Source organism: Bradyrhizobium sp. ORS 86 (assembly GCF_045571475.1).
Lineage (GTDB): Bacteria > Pseudomonadota > Alphaproteobacteria > Rhizobiales > Xanthobacteraceae > Bradyrhizobium.
On sequence record NZ_CP120699.1, the window covers coordinates 299,454 to 317,417 of the forward strand.

Here is a 17,964-nt window from a genome sequence, read left to right on the forward strand (position 1 = left end):
GATGTCGTTCCGGTCGGACCAAGCCTGTGCCGTGCTGCCCTTCGCAGATCGAAGGCCGGCCGCGGCCACGCCGGAAGCGGCTCCGACGCGGCCGATCCTGATCGTTCTGCATCAGGAAACATCGACCCCCGGCCGGATCGGCAACGCCCTGCGCACGCTGGGCTACAAGCTGGACATCCGCCGCCCGCGGTTCGGCGATACGTTGCCCGAGACGCTCGACGAGCACGCCGGCGCGGTGATCTTCGGTGGTCCGATGAGTGCCAACGATTCCGACGACTATGTGCGGCGCGAGATCGACTGGATCGCGGTGCCGCTGCGCGAGCAGCGGCCGTTCCTGGGTATCTGCCTGGGCGCCCAGATGCTGGCGCGGCAGCTTGGTGCTGAGGTCGCGCCGCATCCGCAAGGGCGCGTCGAGGTCGGCTACTACCCGATCAGGCCGACGGCCGCCGGCCACGCGCTTTGCCCGAACTGGCCGGCGCGCGTCTATCACTGGCACGGCGAGGGATTTCAATTGCCCGATGGCGCGGAGCTGCTGGCCGCGGGCGATGACTTCCCGATCCAGGCGTTCCAGTTCGACAATGCGTTCGGTCTCCAATTCCATCCCGATGTGACCTACGCCATGATGCATCGCTGGACCGCGCGCGGTTGCGTGCGCATGGAGTCACCAGGCGCGCAGCCGCGCCATCTGCACTTCGCCGAACGCGCCGTCCACGATGCTGTCGAGCGTGCGTGGCTGAAGCATTTCATCGATGGCTGGATCGTGCGCACGCCGCGCACCATGATGCTGCAAGCCGCGGAATAGCCGCAGCGCGGAATATTGCTCGCGGCATTGCCCGCGGTTTCATCTCGACAGATGTGTTAGAGCGTTTTCGAGCGAAGTGGATACCGGTTCGCGTGAAGAAAACGCGTCAAAACAAGAATCTAGAGCTTCGGTTCTGATTCATTCAGAACCGAAATTGCTCTAGTATCGCGTGCAGCGGCCGACGACGCGGCAAAGACGCGCGCGCCGATAACAATGAACCATAGGGAGATCGCCGTGAGCTACCAACACATCCTCTATGACGTCAGCGACAGGATCGCGACAATCACGCTCAACCGCCCCGATCGCATGAACGCGTGGACGGCGATCATGGAGCGCGATGTTCGCCGCGCGATGGAAGCCGCGGCCGGCGACGAAAACGTCCGCGTCATCGTGATGACAGGTGCGGGCCGCGCGTTTTGCGCCGGCGCCGACATGGAGGCGCTGAAGGGCATCGACCCCAACGAGGTCAGGCGTGGCGAGAGCATTCCTTTCGACATGAACCGACGTGCCGACTGGCAAACGCGCTACGCTTACTATCCCGCAATCAAGAAGCCTGTGATCGCGATGCTCAACGGCGCCACCGCCGGCATCGGCCTCGTGCACGCGCTGTACTGCGATCTGCGCTTTGCGGCTGACAATGCAGTGTTCACGACGGCGTTCGCACGGCGCGGCCTGATCGCCGAGCACGGCATCAGTTGGATGCTGCCGCAGATCGTCGGCCACGCCAACGCGCTCGATCTCTTGATGTCCGCGCGGCGCGTATCAGCCGAGGAGGCCTTGCGTATCGGCCTCGTCAATCGGCTCTGCGCGCCGGAGAGGCTGCGCGAGGAAACCTACGCCTATGCCCGCGACCTCGCCGATTTCGTCTCGCCGAGCGCGATGGCCACCATCAAGCGCCAGCTCTACGACGTGCCGTTCCAGACGCTGGCTGAAGCCACCATCGACGCCAACCGCGAGATGCAGATCGCGCTCAAGAGCAACGATTTCAGGGAGGGCGTCGCGAGCTTCGTGGAGAAGCGGCCGCCGCGGTTTACGGGGACGTGAGGGGAGGGATTTGGTCTGAGTTTGCCGGGCCCGCCGTCGCCCTTCGGGCTGTGGCGGGGCAGCGCTACGTGTGAGCGGATAAGAGGGGGTGTTGAACCGGTCCGTCTTCGCCCTTTGGGCTTCGCCGGACACCACGCTTCGCCCTTCAGGCTCTTGCGTGGCTGCGCCACGCGTAGCCCGAAGGGCGAAGCGTGGTGGAGCCAGGCGGGATCGAACCGCCGACCTCATCATTGCGAACGATGCGCTCTCCCAGCTGAGCTATGGCCCCATCGCAACCGGGTTGTGCTGAGTATCCCGGCCGACAGTCGGGCGCCATTTACAGTCCGGCCCAAGGCCAAGTCAAGAACGCTGAAACAGCGGTTTTCGGGCCCGCCGACCGGGAACTTCCCTTGTTTGCGGGGGGATGAACCGATATCTAGGGCATGGTCCGGAAACTGCGTAGCTGGTTTCCGGAAGATCATGCTCAAAAGAAGCGCGATGACGGTTCATTCTGGTCTCGTCGTGCTGACCTAGCTGTCCCACCCGCGAGCTCCCACCACATGCGTGCCGTCCTCGACATCGTCATCATCGTCCTTGACCTCTATGTCTGGCTCCTGATCGCCTCCGCCATCTTGTCGTGGCTGGTGGCGTTCAACGTCGTCAACACGCGCAACCAGTTCGTCTCGGCGGTGGCCGAGTTCCTGTACCGGATCACCGAGCCGGTGCTGCGGCCGATTCGGAACGTGATGCCGAATCTGGGTGGGCTCGATATCTCGCCGATCATCGTGATCCTGATCATCATGTTTATCGAGCGGGTGATCATGTATTACATCTACCCGAACGTCATCTGACCCTTCTCGAGGGGCCTCGTCGATGGACCCTTGGCGCTATTCCACCGAGGGCATCAGCATCGCGGTGCGCGTGACGCCGCGCGGCGGCCGCGATGGCGTCGACGGGATCGAAACCCTGGCGAACGGCCGCTCTGTGGTGAAGGTCAGGGTGCGCGCCATTGCCGAGGGCGGGGAAGCTAACCGCGCAGTGAGCGAGCTGCTTGCCAAGGCGCTTGGCGTGCCCAAGGCCAGGGTGAGGATCCTCTCCGGCGCCACCTCGCGGCTCAAGCAGGTGGCGGTCGACGGGGATCCGAAGGGCCTGGGTGAGACGTTGCGGAGGCTGACCGCCACCAAAGCACGATCCGGACCCGGATGATTTCGGAGACAAAGGACTGACATGACTGCCCGTATCATCGACGGAAAGACCATCGCCGCCGAGCTTCGCGCCCGCGTGGCCGGCGAAGTTGCCCGAGTGAAGCGCGACCATCAGCTCACGCCGGGGCTCGCCGTTGTCCTGGTCGGCAACGATCCCGCAAGCGAGGTCTATGTCCGCAGCAAGCACACCCAGACCCAGGCCGCCGGCATGGCCTCGTTCGAGCACAAGCTGCCGGCGGATGTCTCGCAGGCCGACCTGCTGGCTCTGATCGAGCGTCTCAATCGCGACCCGCTGGTGCACGGCATCCTGGTCCAACTGCCGCTGCCGAAATCGCTGCACACCGAAACCATCATCAATGCGATCGATCCCGCCAAGGATGTCGACGGCCTGCATCCGAACAACGCCGGACGGCTCGCCGGCGGCCTCGCGGCGCTGTCGCCCTGCACGCCGCTCGGTTGCATCATTCTGACCAAGAGCGTGCATCCCTCGATCGAGGGCATGAACGCGATCGTGATCGGCCGCTCCAATCTGGTCGGCCGCCCGCTGGTGCAATTGCTGTTGAACGAGAACGCGACGGTGACGATCGCGCATTCGCGCTCGCGCGACCTGCCCAAGCTGGTGGCCCAGGCTGACCTCGTCTATGCCGCGGTCGGCCGGCCCGAGATGGTGCGCGGCGACTGGCTGAAGCCGGGCGCGACCGTGATCGATGTCGGCATCAACCGGATTCCGGTGCCGGGCGGTAAGCCGAAGCTGGTCGGCGACGTCGCTTTCCAGGAAGCGCTCGATGTCGCCGGCGCAATCACGCCGGTGCCGGGCGGCGTCGGGCAGATGACGGTGGCGTGCCTGCTGGTGAACACGCTGCGCGCGGCTTGCGCCATTCAGGGGCTGCCGGCGCCGGCGGTGTAGTTCTTGCCTCGCCCCGCTTGCGGGGAGAGACCGACATTCAAGCTGTGCTTGAATGTCGGGTGAGGGGGAGTCTCCGCGCATTGGCCTCGGCGTTGGAGTTCGCCGAGAAAAGCCCCTCACCCCAGCCCTCTCCCCGCAAGAGCGGAGCGAGGGAGCTTTGGCAGCCAGCCGTCACTTCTTCTTCGCCCGGTCGATTCCTTCCAGGATCAGCTTGCAGGCTTCCTCGGCGTCGCCCCAGCGCAGCACCTTCACCCACTTGCCTTTCTCGAGATCCTTGTAGTGCTCGAAGAAGTGCTGGATCTGCTGCAGCGTGATGTCGGGAAGGTCGCTGTAGCTCTTCACCTTGTCGTAGCGCTGGGTCAGCTTCGATGACGGCACCGCGATAATCTTCTCGTCGCCGCCAGCCTCGTCCTCCATCAACAGCACGCCGACCGGGCGCACGCTCATCACCGCGCCGGGGATGATCGCGCGGGTGTTGACGACGAGCACGTCACAGGGGTCGCCGTCGTTGGACAGGGTGTGCGGGATGAAGCCGTAATTGCCGGGGTAGCGCATCGGCGTATAGAGGAAGCGGTCCACCACCAGCGTGCCGGCCTCCTTGTCCATCTCGTATTTGATCGGCTCGCCGCCCACCGGCACTTCGATGATGACGTTGACGTCGTGGGGCGGGTTCTTGCCGGTCGATATGGCGTCGATACGCATGGATTGCTCCGCGTGGCCTTTGGAAGTTGAGGACGATGTGATTTTTTGTTTGGCGCTATCAGGGTGCGAAAGCAGCATGACCCCCGGCTTGTCACGGGGCAGGCCTTCGCGCGAAGCGCTGCGGCTGGTTTAGCCTTGCTGCGGCTGCGAGAGAAGCAGGATTTTCAGTTGGCCCAGGCGAAAGCCACCTTGTCGAGCGATTTGGGCCCGAACCGCTCCGAGGAGCGCGCCACCATGCGGCCGCCCAGCGCACGATAAAACTCGGTCGCCGGCTCGTTGTCGGAAAGCGCCCAGATCACCATGCTCTTCAGGCCGCTCTGGATCAGGTCGCGGCGCGCCGCGGCGAACAGCCGCCGGCCGAAGCCAAGGCCCTGAAATTCCGGCCGCAAATAGAGCTCATAGATCTCGCCTTCGAACTGCAGGCTGCGGGCGCGGTTGCGGCCGTAATTGGCGTAGCCGGCAACCTTGTCGCCGAACACCAGCACGCTGACGCGGCTGCCTTTGCGGATCGCGCTGTCCCACCATTGCGGGCCGCGGCGATTGATCAGCTTTTCGAGTTCGGCGCCGGGGATGATGCCCTGATACGCCGAGCGCCAGGCTTCGTCATGCGCAGACGCCACCGCGGCTGCGTCTGCAGCTTTGGCCGCCCGGACCTCGATCAGCGTTGTGCTCATGGACGCAATCAAAGCAAGTCGGACGGCCGCCTTCAAGGTCCATCCTTAATTATCGGTTAACCTGTGCGCTTTTTGCATCAGTATCGCGAAAACCTGTACCGAAAACGGACAGGCCTCGGCCTCCGGCGACGGATTCGTGATCCATAAGCGACAAGTGGTGGCAGCATCGCCTTTTGGCAGGGCCGACGCCGGGGAAACTCGGTCTGGATCGATTCGTTGCCGGGTCTTCTGTGATGAAATCCACGTGCATTCTGGATAGCCGATGACCGGTTGGCCCGACGATGACGTGATCCTCTACGACGGCGTCTGCGTGTTCTGCTCGCGCTGGGTCCGCTTCGTCATCGCCCGCGACGCTGCACGCCGTTTCCGCTTCACGCCGATCCAGTCCGACTACGGCACGCGGCTCGCCAGGGCCTTCGGCATCGACCCCGGCGATCCCGACACCAACGCCGTGGTCCACGGCGGTATCGCTTACATGAAGTCGGACGCGGCGCTGACCGTGCTGAGCATGCTGCCGCGATGGGGTTGGACCCGTATGCTGTTTGCTGTCCCCAAGCCGCTGCGTGACGCGGTCTACAACCTCGTAGCGCGCAATCGCTACAAGATCTTCGGGAAGTACGAGACGTGCTTCGTGCCCGACGCAGACATGCGGGCGCGGGTGCTGGAGTAGCCCAGATCGTCATTGCGAGCCAACGGGTCGCGCGAACGCGCGCCCGATGACAGGCTCCGCGAAGCAATCCATTTTGCCGCTTGCAGGGCATGGATTGCTTCGTCGCTTCAGCGCAAAATTGCTTCGCAATTTTGTCGCGAGCTCCTCGCAATGGCGATGGAGCTATTTGCGCGTCGCCGCTGCCAATATTTCTCTCGCCGCTCGCTCTCCCGAATCCCGTGCCCCATGCGCAGTCGAGAAGAAGTGTGGCGAGGTCGCTTCTCCGGCGAAGAACAGCCGGCCATCGACCGGCGCGGCGAGCACGGCGCGCTTGTCGGCGTGGCCGGGCAAAGCGTGTGAGTAGGAGCCGCGGGCAAACGGGTCGTGTGACCAGCGGGATTCGCTGAGCGGCTTCAGCTTGCGGCGAAAGTCATTGCCGAGGAACGAGACGATCTCGTCGATGCTGTACGCGGCGAAGGCGCCGTCGCCTGCGTCCTCGAGCGTTTGTGCGAGGCGGCCGCCGAAGAAGCCTTCGATGCAGGGCTGGCCGAACGGGCGGATATGATAGGTGCCCATCTCGGTGCGCATGGTGGCGCCGCGCAGATTGCCTTCCTTCGGCAGCGCCTCGGCGTTATCGAGCGCCAGTGTCACCTTGTCGGCGAGGCCGAGTGGCAGGCCGCGCGCGGCTTCGACCTTGCCGGGCAGCGCGGGCGAGAAGCGGATTGCTTCGTCGGCGATCAGATTGGTTGGCACGGTGACGATCACCTTGCCGGCGTCGAGCGTGCCGCGCGAGGTCTCGATGCGTACGCGCTTGCCCGCGTGATCGATCAGCCTGACCGCGCAGTTCAGCGCCACCGGAACCTGCGCGCCGTAGGCCGCGATCAGCGCGCCATAGCCGCGCCGCACCCGCCAATTGATGTTGGTGTCTTCGTAGGCGTCGACGTCGAGGATCGAGACCCGGTCGAGCTCGCAGCCGTTCACATAGGTCGAAATCGCATCGATCATCGGGTTCCAGCGGTTGCCGGGTTCGAGATAGACGTCGGCTGGATAGTCCTTGCCCTGCTGCGCCGCTTGTTCGATGCGGTCGTAGAATTCATCGAGCGCAAGCGTGAACGCATCGCGATCGGCCTGCGGAAACGCGTCGCCATAGGCTCGCTGGCCCCAGGGCGGCAGCTCCCTGTTGACCTCGAATTTGAGCTGCTCGGCGATGCCAACGAAGCTGTTCTGATCAGCCGAATGCAGCCAGCCGCAGCCGACATCGAACACCACGTCGGGCGCGGCCTGGATCGTATACGCCCGCCCGCCGACGCGGTCGCGGGCTTCCAGCACGACGATCGAGAGGCCCCAGTTCTTCAGCGCATGCGCGGCGCCGAGGCCGGCGGCGCCTGCGCCGATGATGGCGACGTCGACTGTGGAGGGAAGGGAACTCATGTCCCGGCTCTAGCACGTCCGGAAGCGCGTCTAAAGTCGCAACGCGCATGACTGTCATCACCCGCGAATGCGGGTGATCCAGTATTCCAGAGACAGTGATGATTGAGCTGACGGGCCGCGGCGTACTGGATGCCCCGGTCAAGCCGGGGCATGACAGATGGGCTCACGCCACCGCTTCCTTGGCCTTTTCGGCGCGCTTGCGCTCGTTCGGATCGAGGTGCTTCTTGCGCAGCCGGATCGACTTCGGCGTCACTTCGACGAGCTCGTCGTCCTCGATATAGGCGAGCGCCTTCTCCAGCGTCATCTTGATCGGCGGCGTCAGGCGCACCGCTTCGTCCTTCGAGGTGGTGCGGATGTTGGTGAGCTGCTTGCCCTTCAGCACGTTGATCTCGAGATCGTTGTCGCGGGTGTGCTCGCCGACAATCATGCCCTTGTAGACCTTCCAGCCCGGCTCGATCATCATCGGGCCGCGGTCTTCCAGCTTGAACATCGCATAGGCCACCGCCTCGCCCTGATCGTTGGAGATCAAGACGCCGTTGCGGCGGCCCTGGATCTCGCCCTTGTAGGGGGCATAGCCGTGGAAGATGCGGTTCATGATCGCGGTGCCGCGGGTGTCGGTCAGCAGTTCGCCCTGGTAGCCGATCAGGCCGCGGGTCGGCGCGTAGAACACCAGCCGCAGGCGGTTGCCGCCGGAGGGGCGCATCTCGATCATCTCGGCCTTGCGCTCGCTCATCTTCTGCACCACGACGCCCGAATGCTCCTCGTCGACGTCGATCACGACCTCCTCGATCGGCTCCTGCCAGCCGCCGGTGGCCTCGTCCTTCTGCAGCACGACGCGCGGGCGCGACACCGAAAGCTCGAAGCCCTCGCGGCGCATGGTCTCGATCAGGATCGCGAGCTGCAATTCGCCGCGCCCTGAAACCTCCATGGAATCCTTGTCGGCGGCCTCGACGACGCGCAGCGCCACATTGCCCTCGGCCTCGCGCAGCAGGCGGTCGCGGATCATGCGGCTCGTCACCTTGTCGCCTTCGGTGCCGGCGAGCGGCGAGTTGTTGACGATGAACGACATCGACACGGTCGGCGGATCGATCGGCTGTGCCGGTAGCGGCGTCTCGACCGAGGGATCGCAGAAGGTGTCGGCGACGGTGCCCTTGGTGAGGCCTGCGATCGCGACGATGTCGCCCGCCTCGGCTTCATCGAGCGGCGTACGCTCGAGGCCGCGGAACGCGAGGATCTTGGTCAGGCGGCCCTGCTCGATCAGCTTGCCGTCGGCGGCCAGCACCTTCACCTGCTGGTTCGGCTTGATCGAGCCGGAGGAGATGCGGCCGGTGATGATGCGGCCGAGATAGGGGTTGGCCTCGAGGATGGTGCCGATCATGCGGAACGGACCTTGCTCGACCTTCGGCGGCTCGACATGGCGCACGATCAGGTCGAACAGCGGCTGCATGCCGAGGTCCTTCGGACCGTCCGGGCTGTCGGCCATCCAGCCCTGCTTGGCCGACCCGTAGAGGATCGGAAAGTCGAGCTGCTCCTCGCTGGCATCGAGCGCCGCGAACAGGTCGAACACCTCGTTGATGACTTCGGTCGGGCGTGCGTCGGGGCGGTCGACCTTGTTGATCACGACGATCGGCTTCAGGCCGATCTTCAGTGCCTTCGAGACCACGAATTTGGTCTGCGGCAGCGGACCCTCGGCGGCGTCGACCAGCACCAGCGCGCCGTCCACCATGTTCAGGATGCGCTCGACCTCGCCGCCGAAATCGGCGTGGCCGGGAGTGTCGACGATGTTGATGCGGATATCTTTCCACTGCACCGAGGCGGCTTTCGCCAGGATGGTGATGCCGCGCTCGCGCTCCAGGTCGTTGGAATCCATCGCGCGCTCGGTCACCTTCTGGTTTTCGCGGAAGGTGCCGGATTGCTGCAGCAGGCGGTCGACGAGGGTGGTCTTGCCGTGGTCGACGTGGGCGATGATGGCGACGTTACGAAGGTTCATGGCTCGTCTTCTGGTCGTGCAAAGGATCGTGAGCGCGGTCTCGCCGGACAACTCGGGCCGGCCGCTCGCAGACATGGCCCGTCGGGGCCCGGATCACGCTCATACCTAAGAAATTTGACGGGGACGCATCGCCCCAAAAAGGAAGCCCGGCCAATGGACCGGGCACCTACCGCGTTGCGTCGCAATATAGTCAGAAAACGTCAAAAAACAACGATTTGTTGGCGCTTCGAGTGACCGAATTTCGGGTCGGGACCGCGGATTTTGCAGACTTTCCGGTGAATTTTGGTGCGATCTGGCCGCGCTGGGAAACGGAACACTGACGGCTTGCGGGGCTTCTGCCTCGCAGCCGGCGTGTTCGTCGTCTACGATCCGAGGTGCCGGATCCGGCGAAGCTCAGCCATCGGGAAGCCGTTATGGCGATCAGGACATCCGCCGCTGCACTCGCGGCTGCGCTTTCTGTCGCGCTGCTCCTCACGCCGCAGCTCGCAACGCATATGATCTTCGGTGCGGCCGGGTCGCTGGCCTCGGCCGCGATCGGTGGTTTCGTGTCTCCGGCCATGGGCCAGCCGGGCGGACTGACGAGCAAGCAATCGGCCGCGCGCGAGACCTACGACAAGGCCGTGAAGGATTTCGAATCGATCCTGCGCCAGCGTCGCACACAGATCGATTCCAACCAGCCGCTGCCCAACCTGCCCGGCCAAGCCCTCTACCTCGCCCGCGTCGAAATGATGAGCGCCTATAAGGATCTCACCGACGCGCTTCCGTCCAGGATCGGCCGGCCCAACAAATTCGGAATCCCTCCGGCCTATTTCGACGCCGACAACGAGCCGCTGTTCGATGAGTACAGGAAGCTGTTCGATATCATGGAGGCTCCGCCCGCCAGCGCGCAAAGATCGGATACGCCATTCAAGGACGTCGTCGATCTGGCGACCGCGATCGCGCGAGCCAAGGGCCTGAATGCCACGAATGCCGCTGCCGCGGGCCGCATAAGCCTCGGCCTTTTCTATGCCGAGACGGGCGGCAAGCAGAACGCGGGAAATGCGCGGTCGAACACCTACAAAGGGAGTCTGCAGACCGGTCCGTCCGAGGATCGAAACGGTCGAAGGAAGTGGGCAGCGATCAAGGGATCAATCGCAGCCCTCGATCCTGCACTGAGCCGTCGCGACGACAGGGAAGAGGCCCGGGCGGGCAATCTGGATCATCGGTTCAATCATTGGACTGCCGTGCGAGACGCCCTGATGAACGCACACGCCGATATTTTCCCGGAGGTCCCGGCGATCCTGAAAGCGTTGCCGAATCCCATCGATCAAATGAAGCTGTTTGAGCTGATCCAGATCGTTCCGACGCCGACCAGGGCCGCACTCAGCTCCGGCAACCTCGTCGGTTACAGAATTTCCGATCCCAGGATCATGCGATATCTGCGGAACAACAGCATCTTCGCGTTCGGCCAGGCCGACAGGGCACGAACGTCTGCAACGTTTCGCGAAATCCTCGATGCGATGTGGCTCTTCAACGGCAAGTTCGAACAAGCGCTCGCCAAATTCGAGGAGATCAAGACCGGCAAGCGGGGATGACAGCAGCGCGATCAGGGCGGACCGAGGATGTCCCATCGCGGCTCGCAGAATTCCTTGACGGCCGTCGCGACGGCGCCCGCGATCATGTTCTGCCGTTCCGGTGAGTCCATCTCGAGCTCCTCGTCCCGGTTGATGATCGAGCCCGCCTCAAGCAGCACCGCGGGCATCCGGGTCTTTCGCAGCACGATCAGCTCATCATAGCTGTAGACGCCGGTTTCCTTGTTCAGCAGCGGATGCTGGTAGCGGCCCATGATCGGCTGCGTGTACTGGTCGGCATAATGAAGCCCCTGGGCCTTCAATTCCTTGCCGATCAGTTCGGCGAATGAGAGGCTCGCCGCGAAGTCCGGATTGTCGTGCGAGACGAAGACGGAGTACCCGCTGAACCGATCGCTGTAATGGCTTTTCCTGCCCTCGAAGTCCCAGTCCTCGAGCATCTTGTTGGGCACGGAGTCATGGTGGATCGACAGGAAGAGATCCGCGCTCAGATCATTGGCGGCCGCCACGCGCTTGAAGAGGCTGGGCCTGGCCTTACCCTCGGTCAGAAGCAGTCTGGTTTCGGCAAAGCCGTCGTCCTTCAGCTTCTCCGTGATCAGCTTCGCAAGGCGCAGGTTGAAGGTGTATTCGGCAACATTGCGCGCGCTGATCGCGCCTTCCGATTCCGCCGTATGCCCCACATCGACAACCACCCGGAATGTCGCGGGATTGCAGGTTGGCGAGGCCGGCTTCAGCGCGGAATGAGGCAGGACGACCGGCCCGAGGGCGGCAAGCCGCGTGCCGTGGGGCTTTGGTGCGACGCTGCGCCTTGCCAACTTCGCCGGCCTTGCCGCCTTCACGCGCTTTGACGAGCCGGCGTGCTTTGACGAGTCCTTGAAGATCTTTGGCCGCCAGCCAGCATCGCTGGCTTCGATCGGCAGCAGCACGAGCGCTGCTATGGTGATGGCAATGAGGCGGCAAGGTCGAGACCTCGCAACGATGCCGCCGAGCACACGATTGGATTCGCAGCGCCTCATGCTCCGCCCCTTCGGGCCCCCAGCACAATGGCTCCGCTATCGATAGCGGAAGAGGTCGGTGGCGTCCATCCCGGTCAATTGCGGAGCCCCGGCCGTGCCAAGGGCGTCCAGCACAGCGGCGGTTCCGCAGCGGGTGCGAGCGGACTACGCCTGCTTCGGATCGAGCGTGATCGACCACAATTCGGCGTCGGCGCGATCGCGCAAGCTCACCGTCATCTGTCCGCTCCTGCCGTCGATCTTGACGTGACCGAAGAACTGCATGCCGGCGGAGGGCGGCAGATTCTGGCTCGCTTCGCCCGGCGCCTTCACGAACTTCACTTCCGGGCCAAACGTGTTGTCGAGCTCGTTCGGGCCGAACGTGCCGGCATGCAGCGGACCGGAAACGAATTCCCAGAACGGATCGAACTCCTGGAACTGGGCCTTGTTCGGGTTGTAATAGTGCGCGGCAGCGTAATGCACGTCGGCGGTCAGCCACACCGTGTTGACGATTCCGGCGGTCTTGATGAAACGGAGGAGGTCGGCGATCTCGAATTCGCGACCACGTGCCGGGCCGTCGCCCTGGGCGAAGGCTTCCGAGCCCTTTTTGTTCGCCGCATCGTCGTAGACGATGAGCGACAGCGGCATGTCGGAGGCGATCACCTTCCAGGTGGCGCGCGAGTTGAGCAGTGCGCGCTTCAGCCAGGCGAGCTGGTCGGGCCCGAGGAAATAGGCGTCGGGACCGTAGGCCTCCTGCAGGTTCGGGCCATTGGGGCCGCGATAGCTGCGCTCATCGAGCATGAAGACGTCGAGCAGCGGACCGTAGCTCAGCGTGCGGTAGACGCGGCCCGGCTCGACGATGCTCTCGCGCATCGGATACATTTCGTGGAAGGCGCGGGCCGCGCGCGCGGCGAGCAGCGTGATGTCGCGCTCCTTGTAGGTCGCGGGCAGTTGCTTCGACAGCGACCAGTTGTTGGTCACCTCGTGATCGTCCCACTGCACGAAGATCGGCACTTCGGCATTGAAGGCGCGCAGATTGTCGTCGAGGAAATTGTATTTGTGGGCGGCGCGGAATTCGTTGAGCGTCTCGGCGACCTTGGCCTTTTCCGGGATCGTGATGTTCTTCCAGATCTTGCCGTCGGGCTGCTTCTGCTCGGCCGAGATGATGCCGTCGGCATAGATGGTGTCGCCGGAATGCAGGAAGAAATCCGGACTGTGCTTCTTCATGGCGGAAAAGGTGAACATGCCGCCGTCGTCGGGATTGATGCCCCAGCCCTGGCCGGCGACATCGCCGCCCCACACGAAGGACACGTCACGGCGATCGCTCGGCGCGGTCCGGAAGCGGCCGACCACGGGCTCGCCGGCGACGTCGATGTGGGAGAGATCGCGGAAGCGGACGCGATAGAAGATGTCCTGGCCGGAGGGCAGGTTCTCCAGCAGCATCTTGGCGGTGAAGTCGCTTTCCGGCAGCGCCGCGATCGGCGGCAGCGCGCGGGCATCCCTAAACGATTCCGTGGTCGCGACCTCGACCATCATCTGCGACGGGCGGTCGGCCCTGGCCCACACTACGCCGCCATCGACACCGACGTCGCCGGATTGCACACCGTGGGTGATCGCCGGTCGGTCGGCGGCGCGGGAAAGGTAAGGCATCGCAATGACGCCGGCCCCCGTTGCTGCCACGGTCGACAGGAAGCGTCGGCGGGTGATCTTGTGCGAAAACCGGATCGTCATGGGGGCCTCCAGGGACAGGACGCAACACTGCGCCGCAAGCTGGCAAAGACCTAGAAAAATTCCATGACGGAGAGATTACAGGGCGAAGGCAGAGCGTTGGACGAGCGGGCTCCCGAATGTATCGGTCCTGTGAGGCGACCACGTTCGTCAGGCTCCCTCTCCCGCTTGCGGGGGAGGCGAAGAGAAGCTACGGATGGAGAAGAGGTCGGACTCGCGCTGCTATGCCGAGCCCGCCGCCCTGAACTGTGCCGCCGTGCGCTGCAGGTTCTGCGGCATGCTCATCAACAGCGCCTTGCGGTCGGCGACCGCGTTGTGGAACTGCTCCAGCGCGATATTGAACGCGGTCAGTGTGCCCTGTTCGATCGTGCCGTGCTCGAAGCACAGCAGCGTGTCGCGCAGGATGTCGTCGGCCTCCGCCTGCATCTGGTCGAGCTCGTCGGTCGAATCGCTGCGCCGCGCGGCCTTCAACATCTCCAGCAGGCGATCGCGCTGCGAGGTGTTGGTGTTGCGTTCGTCCTGCTTGAGATAGCCGGCGAACCACGCGCCGGCCGAGCCCATCGCCGAGAGCGCCATCAGGCCCCACCAGATGTAATCGCTGTAGCGATCGAGGAAGGTCTTTTCCTCGCCGTCGACGAAGGCGGCGGCGCCTGGATGCGCCGGGATGACGGCGTCTTTGTCGGTGTCGGGGGTCTCGATCTTGGCGGCGAGCGGGAAATCGCTCTTCAGCGACTGCCGGATCTGGAACAATTGCCGCGTGAACGCCGCCACCGTCGATTCCGAGAGGCCTTTGCGGGCGACGATGTGATGCGAGAAGCTGATGGTCTTGACCTCGTCCTCGGGCCGGTCGGCGGAGCCGAGCGAGCCGGCGGGGATTTCCGAGGCCTCATAGGCCGGGTGGTTCTGCGCAATCGCCTCGGAGGCGTCGATCGCGAGGAAGGTCGGCTCGTTGCCGTCATGGCTTGAAGCCGCGATCGCGTCGATGGTGATCTTGCTGTTGGCGGGCCCTGCCGCGAGATAGGCGTCGGCCTTCTGGTTGCGGATCGCCTCGACCGCCTCATTGACCGGGAACTGGACGATGTCGACCTTCATCGGATCGACGCCATATTGCACCAGGATCATCTTCAGCAGATTGACGTTGGCCTGGGTGCGGCCGACGACGCCGATCTTGTGGCCGGTCAGTTGCGCGATCTTGGTGATCTTCGGGCCCTTCCGCCGCTTGCCTTTCGCTGCCGGCGGAACCCACATCACCACGACATTCTTGCGCAACGTCGCAACCGCCTGCGCGTTCTTCGGCACTTCGAGATCGCCGCGGATGATGGCGAGATCGGACTTGCCGTCGGCAAGCACCTGCGCGCTCGCGGTAGCGCCATCGGTCTGCACCGGGCGCAGCTTGACCTGGCTATTGGGCTGGTTGTTGAAGGCCTGGGCCAGCGTCTGCACCAGCTTGACGTCGTCGCTGTTGGGCGGGCCGACCGCGATGCGCAGTGTCACCGGCCGCACCGCGAAATAGTAGCCTGCGGCCAGCGTGCCGATGATCGCGAGCACCCCCGCGATCAGCACGAAAATCAGCCGCTGCCGCGCAGAACGGGGCGGCTTGGGCAGTGTGTCGGCGGGGCCAGGGCCGTCGGTCATCGATCTCGCAAACAAAAGCTTGGGGCTCAAACTCGAAAGGGCCGGCGCGCATACATCTTATGTATGTAGCAAATTCCGGGGCCGGCCGATGTTACAACTCCGTCATGGTTAGCGGCGATAGGCCGCGATTTCGGCCTTAATTTCGGCATGGATCCCTCCCGCAGGCCGGCCGTTAGGCTAAGGTTGGGGCCCCAAAGAGGAGGGCTGTCATGGTGGAATTGCTGTCGGCGGAAGCCAGGAAAGCCGCGCTCTGGGAGTTGGCCGGCTGGGCGGAGATGCCCGGCCGTGCGGCCATCACGAAGACCTTCGTGTTCAAGGACTTCAACGAAGCGTTTGGCTTCATGTGTCGCACCGCCCTGGTCGCGGAGAAGAATGACCATCACCCCGAATGGAAGAACGTCTACAAGACCGTCGAGGTCGTGCTGGCGACGCATGAGGTCGGCGGCGTGACCAAGCGTGACATCGAGCTCGCCAAGGCCATGAACGCGATCGCACGGCAGCTCGGGGTCAATTGACCCAGCGACATCGCATGCTCCTCGAGGCTGCCGTTCGCGCGTCGGCGTCGCGGCAAGCGCGCCTTGCGGCGGCCGTCTTACATCACCAGATTCGCTGCAACGCCGCCCGACTGCTGCGCGGCGTCGGGGAACCCTGCGATGGCATCGACCGAACACAGCGTGGGATTCGAGCCGGCCGACCGGCTGGCCCAGGATCGCGAAAGCGTGCGCCGCCGCTTCTGGATCAAGTTCAAGAAGGTGGTGGCGCGACTGCCGTTCGCCGAGGATCTGCTCGCCGCCTATTACTGCGCCTTCGATCGCGAGACGCCGCGCCATGTGCAGGCGGCGCTGCTCGGCGCCATCGCCTATTTCATCCTGCCGTTCGACTTCATTCCCGACATGATGCCGGTCCTCGGCTTCACCGACGATGCCGCAGTGCTCGCAACCGCGATCCGCATGGTGGCAAGCCACATCACACCGGACCATCGCGAAGCCGCACGTGCTGCGCTGAAGCGCGCCACGCTGAGCGAGCAGTGAGCGGCGCGTAGCGAGCTCCGGCTGCCTCTTCTCCTTCCCCCCTGAAAGGGGGAAGGTCGGGATGGGGGTCAGCCGCAGGCGATACTGTGCATGCGGAGAGAGCAGATCCCCACCCGCTTTGCTCTGACGAGCAAAGCGACCTCCCCTTTTCAGGGGGAGGTTGGAGCCATGCACGGTCTGGTCTGGGCCGTCGTGCTTCGAGATGCGCGCTCCTCAGCACGACGGTGAAGAGCGCGCGTAGCCCGGATGAAGCGAAGCGCAATCCGGGATTGTCTCGCCAGCGGATAGATCGCCCCGGATCTCGCTGTGCTTCATCCGGGCCACAAATCCCGTCTTCTCCTTCCCCCTGAAAGGGGGAAGGTCGGGATGGGGGTCAGCCGCAGGCGATGCTGCATGCGGAGAGAGCAGATCCTCACCCGCTTTGCTCTGGCGAGCAAAGCGACCTCCCCTTTTCAAGGGGAGGTTGGAGCCATGCACGGTCTGGTCTGGGCCGTCGTGCTTCGAGATGCGCGCTCCCCAGCATGACGGTGAGGAGCGCTGTTGTTCGTCTTCAGCTTCCGGGATGCAGGATCACCTTGCCCATCGCCTTGCGGCCGGCCAGCACCTTCAGCGCTTCGGCGGTCTGCGACAGCGGGAAGGTGCGGTCGACATGCGATGAGATTTTGCCTTCCGCGGTCCACTGCACGAGCTTCTCGAGATTCTTGCGGTTCTTCTCCGGATTCTGCCGCGCCCAGGCGCCCCAGAACACGCCTCTGATGTCGCAGCCCTTCAGCAGCGCGAGGTTGAGCGGGATCTTCGGGATCTCGCCGGCAGCAAAGCCGATCACGAGGAACCGGCCTTCCCATGCGGTCGAGCGCAGCGCGGCCTCGGCATAGGCGCCGCCGACCGGATCGAACACGATGTCGGCGCCCTTGCCGCCGGTCAGCTTGCGCAGGCCTTCCTTGAGGTCTTCCTTGGCATAGTTCAGCGTCAGCTCGGCGCCGTGCTGCTTGGCGAATTCGAGCTTCTCGTCGGATGAGGCGCAGGCGATCACCTTCAGGCCCATCAGCTTGCCGAGCTCGCACGCGGCAAGTCCGGTGCCGCCGGCGGCCCCTAACACCGCGAGCGTCTCGCCCGGCTTCGGGCTCGCGCGATCTTCCAGCGCGTGCAGCGCGGTGCCGTAGATGATGATGATGCCGGCGGCGCGGTCGTAGTCGAGATTGTCGGGGATCTTCACGATCGCATTCGCAGGCAGCGCGATCTTGTCGCGCGCGCCGTTGTGACCGCAGGACGCGACGACGCGATCGCCCACCTTCAAGTCGGTGACGCCTTGGCCGACGCTCTCGATGACGCCTGCGACCTCCGCCGCCGGTGAGAACGGGAACGGCGGCTTGATCTGGTACTTGCCCTGGATCATCAGGATGTCGAAGAAGTTCAGCGCCGCCGCCTTGATCGCGATCACGGCCTCGCCGGGACCTGCCACGGGATCCGGCACGTCAGCCAGCACGAGATCGTCGGGTTGACAGTATTGCGAACAGAGGATGGCTTTCATGGACACACCTGATTTTCGGACGCACAAAGGGCTCAGCATTCTGGGCTGAAAGCTTCATGCCGGATTTACGGCGGAGCGACAATACAAGCGGAGGAT

General features: G+C 64.2%; 17 protein-coding genes and 1 tRNA gene. 9 read left to right on the forward strand and 9 right to left on the reverse strand.

Annotated features, from left to right (window positions below; translation table 11 throughout):
• Position 1: 1 nt before the first annotated feature.
• Both P6U25_RS01410 and P6U25_RS01415 read left to right on the forward strand, forming a co-directional pair.
• Positions 2-802: a glutamine amidotransferase gene (locus tag P6U25_RS01410; protein WP_407149663.1), complete on the forward strand. Its 801-nt coding sequence runs from the start codon at positions 2-4 to the stop codon at positions 800-802.
• 234 nt (positions 803-1,036) lie between these two features.
• Positions 1,037-1,846, forward strand: a complete 810-nt coding sequence (locus P6U25_RS01415; protein ID WP_407149664.1) for an enoyl-CoA hydratase — start codon at positions 1,037-1,039, stop codon at positions 1,844-1,846.
• Positions 1,847-2,038: 192 nt separating this feature from the next.
• Here P6U25_RS01415 and P6U25_RS01420 read toward each other — a convergent pair.
• Positions 2,039-2,114: transfer RNA gene (locus P6U25_RS01420), tRNA-Ala, on the reverse strand.
• 271 nt (positions 2,115-2,385) lie between these two features.
• Here P6U25_RS01420 and P6U25_RS01425 point away from each other — a divergent pair.
• The 3 genes from P6U25_RS01425 to P6U25_RS01435 are packed head-to-tail and all read left to right on the forward strand — an operon-like array spanning position 2,386 to position 3,937.
• The gene (locus P6U25_RS01425; RefSeq protein WP_066515135.1) at positions 2,386-2,676 is read left to right on the forward strand and encodes a YggT family protein; all 291 of its coding nucleotides are present in this window, start codon (positions 2,386-2,388) and stop codon (positions 2,674-2,676) included.
• 22 nt (positions 2,677-2,698) lie between these two features.
• Positions 2,699-3,031, forward strand: coding sequence for a DUF167 domain-containing protein (locus P6U25_RS01430; RefSeq protein ID WP_407149665.1), 333 nt, complete (start codon positions 2,699-2,701; stop codon positions 3,029-3,031).
• A 21-nt stretch (positions 3,032-3,052) separates the two neighbouring features.
• The gene (locus P6U25_RS01435; RefSeq protein WP_407149666.1) at positions 3,053-3,937 is read left to right on the forward strand and encodes a bifunctional methylenetetrahydrofolate dehydrogenase/methenyltetrahydrofolate cyclohydrolase; all 885 of its coding nucleotides are present in this window, start codon (positions 3,053-3,055) and stop codon (positions 3,935-3,937) included.
• 171 nt (positions 3,938-4,108) lie between these two features.
• Here the strand turns inward: P6U25_RS01435 and ppa are convergent, their stop codons facing one another.
• Positions 4,109-4,639 carry an inorganic diphosphatase gene (gene ppa / locus P6U25_RS01440; protein WP_407149667.1) on the reverse strand — a complete coding sequence of 177 codons (531 nt, stop codon included), beginning with the start codon at positions 4,637-4,639 and terminating at the stop codon, positions 4,109-4,111.
• A 164-nt stretch (positions 4,640-4,803) separates the two neighbouring features.
• Complete coding sequence (locus tag P6U25_RS01445) at positions 4,804-5,313, reverse strand: GNAT family N-acetyltransferase (RefSeq protein ID WP_407149668.1); 510 nt, start codon at positions 5,311-5,313, stop codon at positions 4,804-4,806.
• Between the two features lie 262 nt (positions 5,314-5,575).
• Between P6U25_RS01445 and P6U25_RS01450 the strand changes: the two genes are divergently transcribed.
• Positions 5,576-5,983, forward strand: coding sequence for a thiol-disulfide oxidoreductase DCC family protein (locus tag P6U25_RS01450; protein ID WP_407149669.1), 408 nt, complete (start codon positions 5,576-5,578; stop codon positions 5,981-5,983).
• A 162-nt stretch (positions 5,984-6,145) separates the two neighbouring features.
• Here P6U25_RS01450 and P6U25_RS01455 read toward each other — a convergent pair whose 3' ends face one another.
• Both P6U25_RS01455 and typA read right to left on the reverse strand, forming a co-directional pair.
• Positions 6,146-7,393 carry a flavin monoamine oxidase family protein gene (locus P6U25_RS01455; protein ID WP_407149670.1) on the reverse strand — a complete coding sequence of 416 codons (1,248 nt, stop codon included), beginning with the start codon at positions 7,391-7,393 and terminating at the stop codon, positions 6,146-6,148.
• 163 nt (positions 7,394-7,556) lie between these two features.
• A complete protein-coding gene (gene typA, locus P6U25_RS01460) occupies positions 7,557-9,383 on the reverse strand; it encodes a translational GTPase TypA (protein WP_407149671.1) in 1,827 nt (608 codons plus the stop codon).
• A 413-nt stretch (positions 9,384-9,796) separates the two neighbouring features.
• Between typA and P6U25_RS01465 the strand changes: the two genes are divergently transcribed.
• Positions 9,797-10,957 carry a hypothetical protein gene (locus tag P6U25_RS01465; protein WP_407149672.1) on the forward strand — a complete coding sequence of 387 codons (1,161 nt, stop codon included), beginning with the start codon at positions 9,797-9,799 and terminating at the stop codon, positions 10,955-10,957.
• An 11-nt stretch (positions 10,958-10,968) separates the two neighbouring features.
• On the opposite strand, the gene P6U25_RS01470 is transcribed toward P6U25_RS01465, so the two are convergent.
• The 3 genes from P6U25_RS01470 to P6U25_RS01480 all read right to left on the reverse strand — a co-directional run bounded on the left by P6U25_RS01470 (position 10,969) and on the right by P6U25_RS01480 (position 15,240).
• Positions 10,969-11,967, reverse strand: coding sequence for an N-acetylmuramoyl-L-alanine amidase (locus P6U25_RS01470; RefSeq protein WP_407149673.1), 999 nt, complete (start codon positions 11,965-11,967; stop codon positions 10,969-10,971).
• A 144-nt stretch (positions 11,968-12,111) separates the two neighbouring features.
• Positions 12,112-13,674 carry an alkaline phosphatase D family protein gene (locus tag P6U25_RS01475; protein WP_407149674.1) on the reverse strand — a complete coding sequence of 521 codons (1,563 nt, stop codon included), beginning with the start codon at positions 13,672-13,674 and terminating at the stop codon, positions 12,112-12,114.
• A 219-nt stretch (positions 13,675-13,893) separates the two neighbouring features.
• Entirely contained in the window at positions 13,894-15,240 is a 1,347-nt protein-coding gene (locus P6U25_RS01480) for a TAXI family TRAP transporter solute-binding subunit (RefSeq protein ID WP_407152726.1), read from the reverse strand.
• A gap of 275 nt (positions 15,241-15,515) precedes the next feature.
• On the opposite strand from P6U25_RS01480, the gene P6U25_RS01485 reads away from it, so the two are divergent.
• Both P6U25_RS01485 and P6U25_RS01490 read left to right on the forward strand, forming a co-directional pair.
• Positions 15,516-15,821: a 4a-hydroxytetrahydrobiopterin dehydratase gene (locus P6U25_RS01485; RefSeq protein ID WP_407149675.1), complete on the forward strand. Its 306-nt coding sequence runs from the start codon at positions 15,516-15,518 to the stop codon at positions 15,819-15,821.
• Positions 15,822-15,959: 138 nt separating this feature from the next.
• Positions 15,960-16,337, forward strand: a complete 378-nt coding sequence (locus P6U25_RS01490; protein WP_407149676.1) for a YkvA family protein — start codon at positions 15,960-15,962, stop codon at positions 16,335-16,337.
• Between the two features lie 550 nt (positions 16,338-16,887).
• On the opposite strand, the gene P6U25_RS01495 is transcribed toward P6U25_RS01490, so the two are convergent.
• Positions 16,888-17,868, reverse strand: coding sequence for an NADPH:quinone oxidoreductase family protein (locus tag P6U25_RS01495; protein WP_407149677.1), 981 nt, complete (start codon positions 17,866-17,868; stop codon positions 16,888-16,890).
• Between the last annotated feature and the right edge of the window lie 96 nt (positions 17,869-17,964).

What these genes read in the sequence shown, in the direction of transcription:
- P6U25_RS01410 (WP_407149663.1), top strand. Translation starts at nt 2, where the DNA reads ATGTCGTTCCGGTCGGACCAAGCCTGTGCCGTGCTGCCCTTCGCAGAT.
- P6U25_RS01425 (WP_066515135.1), top strand. Translation starts at nt 2,386, where the DNA reads ATGCGTGCCGTCCTCGACATCGTCATCATCGTCCTTGACCTCTATGTC.
- P6U25_RS01430 (WP_407149665.1), top strand. Translation starts at nt 2,699, where the DNA reads ATGGACCCTTGGCGCTATTCCACCGAGGGCATCAGCATCGCGGTGCGC.
- P6U25_RS01435 (WP_407149666.1), top strand. Translation starts at nt 3,053, where the DNA reads ATGACTGCCCGTATCATCGACGGAAAGACCATCGCCGCCGAGCTTCGC.
- ppa (WP_407149667.1), bottom strand. Translation starts at nt 4,639, where the DNA reads ATGCGTATCGACGCCATATCGACCGGCAAGAACCCGCCCCACGACGTC.
- P6U25_RS01445 (WP_407149668.1), bottom strand. Translation starts at nt 5,313, where the DNA reads ATGAGCACAACGCTGATCGAGGTCCGGGCGGCCAAAGCTGCAGACGCA.
- P6U25_RS01450 (WP_407149669.1), top strand. Translation starts at nt 5,576, where the DNA reads ATGACCGGTTGGCCCGACGATGACGTGATCCTCTACGACGGCGTCTGC.
- P6U25_RS01455 (WP_407149670.1), bottom strand. Translation starts at nt 7,393, where the DNA reads ATGAGTTCCCTTCCCTCCACAGTCGACGTCGCCATCATCGGCGCAGGC.
- typA (WP_407149671.1), bottom strand. Translation starts at nt 9,383, where the DNA reads ATGAACCTTCGTAACGTCGCCATCATCGCCCACGTCGACCACGGCAAG.
- P6U25_RS01465 (WP_407149672.1), top strand. Translation starts at nt 9,797, where the DNA reads ATGGCGATCAGGACATCCGCCGCTGCACTCGCGGCTGCGCTTTCTGTC.
- P6U25_RS01470 (WP_407149673.1), bottom strand. Translation starts at nt 11,967, where the DNA reads ATGAGGCGCTGCGAATCCAATCGTGTGCTCGGCGGCATCGTTGCGAGG.
- P6U25_RS01475 (WP_407149674.1), bottom strand. Translation starts at nt 13,674, where the DNA reads ATGACGATCCGGTTTTCGCACAAGATCACCCGCCGACGCTTCCTGTCG.
- P6U25_RS01485 (WP_407149675.1), top strand. Translation starts at nt 15,516, where the DNA reads ATGGTGGAATTGCTGTCGGCGGAAGCCAGGAAAGCCGCGCTCTGGGAG.
- P6U25_RS01490 (WP_407149676.1), top strand. Translation starts at nt 15,960, where the DNA reads ATGGCATCGACCGAACACAGCGTGGGATTCGAGCCGGCCGACCGGCTG.
- P6U25_RS01495 (WP_407149677.1), bottom strand. Translation starts at nt 17,868, where the DNA reads ATGAAAGCCATCCTCTGTTCGCAATACTGTCAACCCGACGATCTCGTG.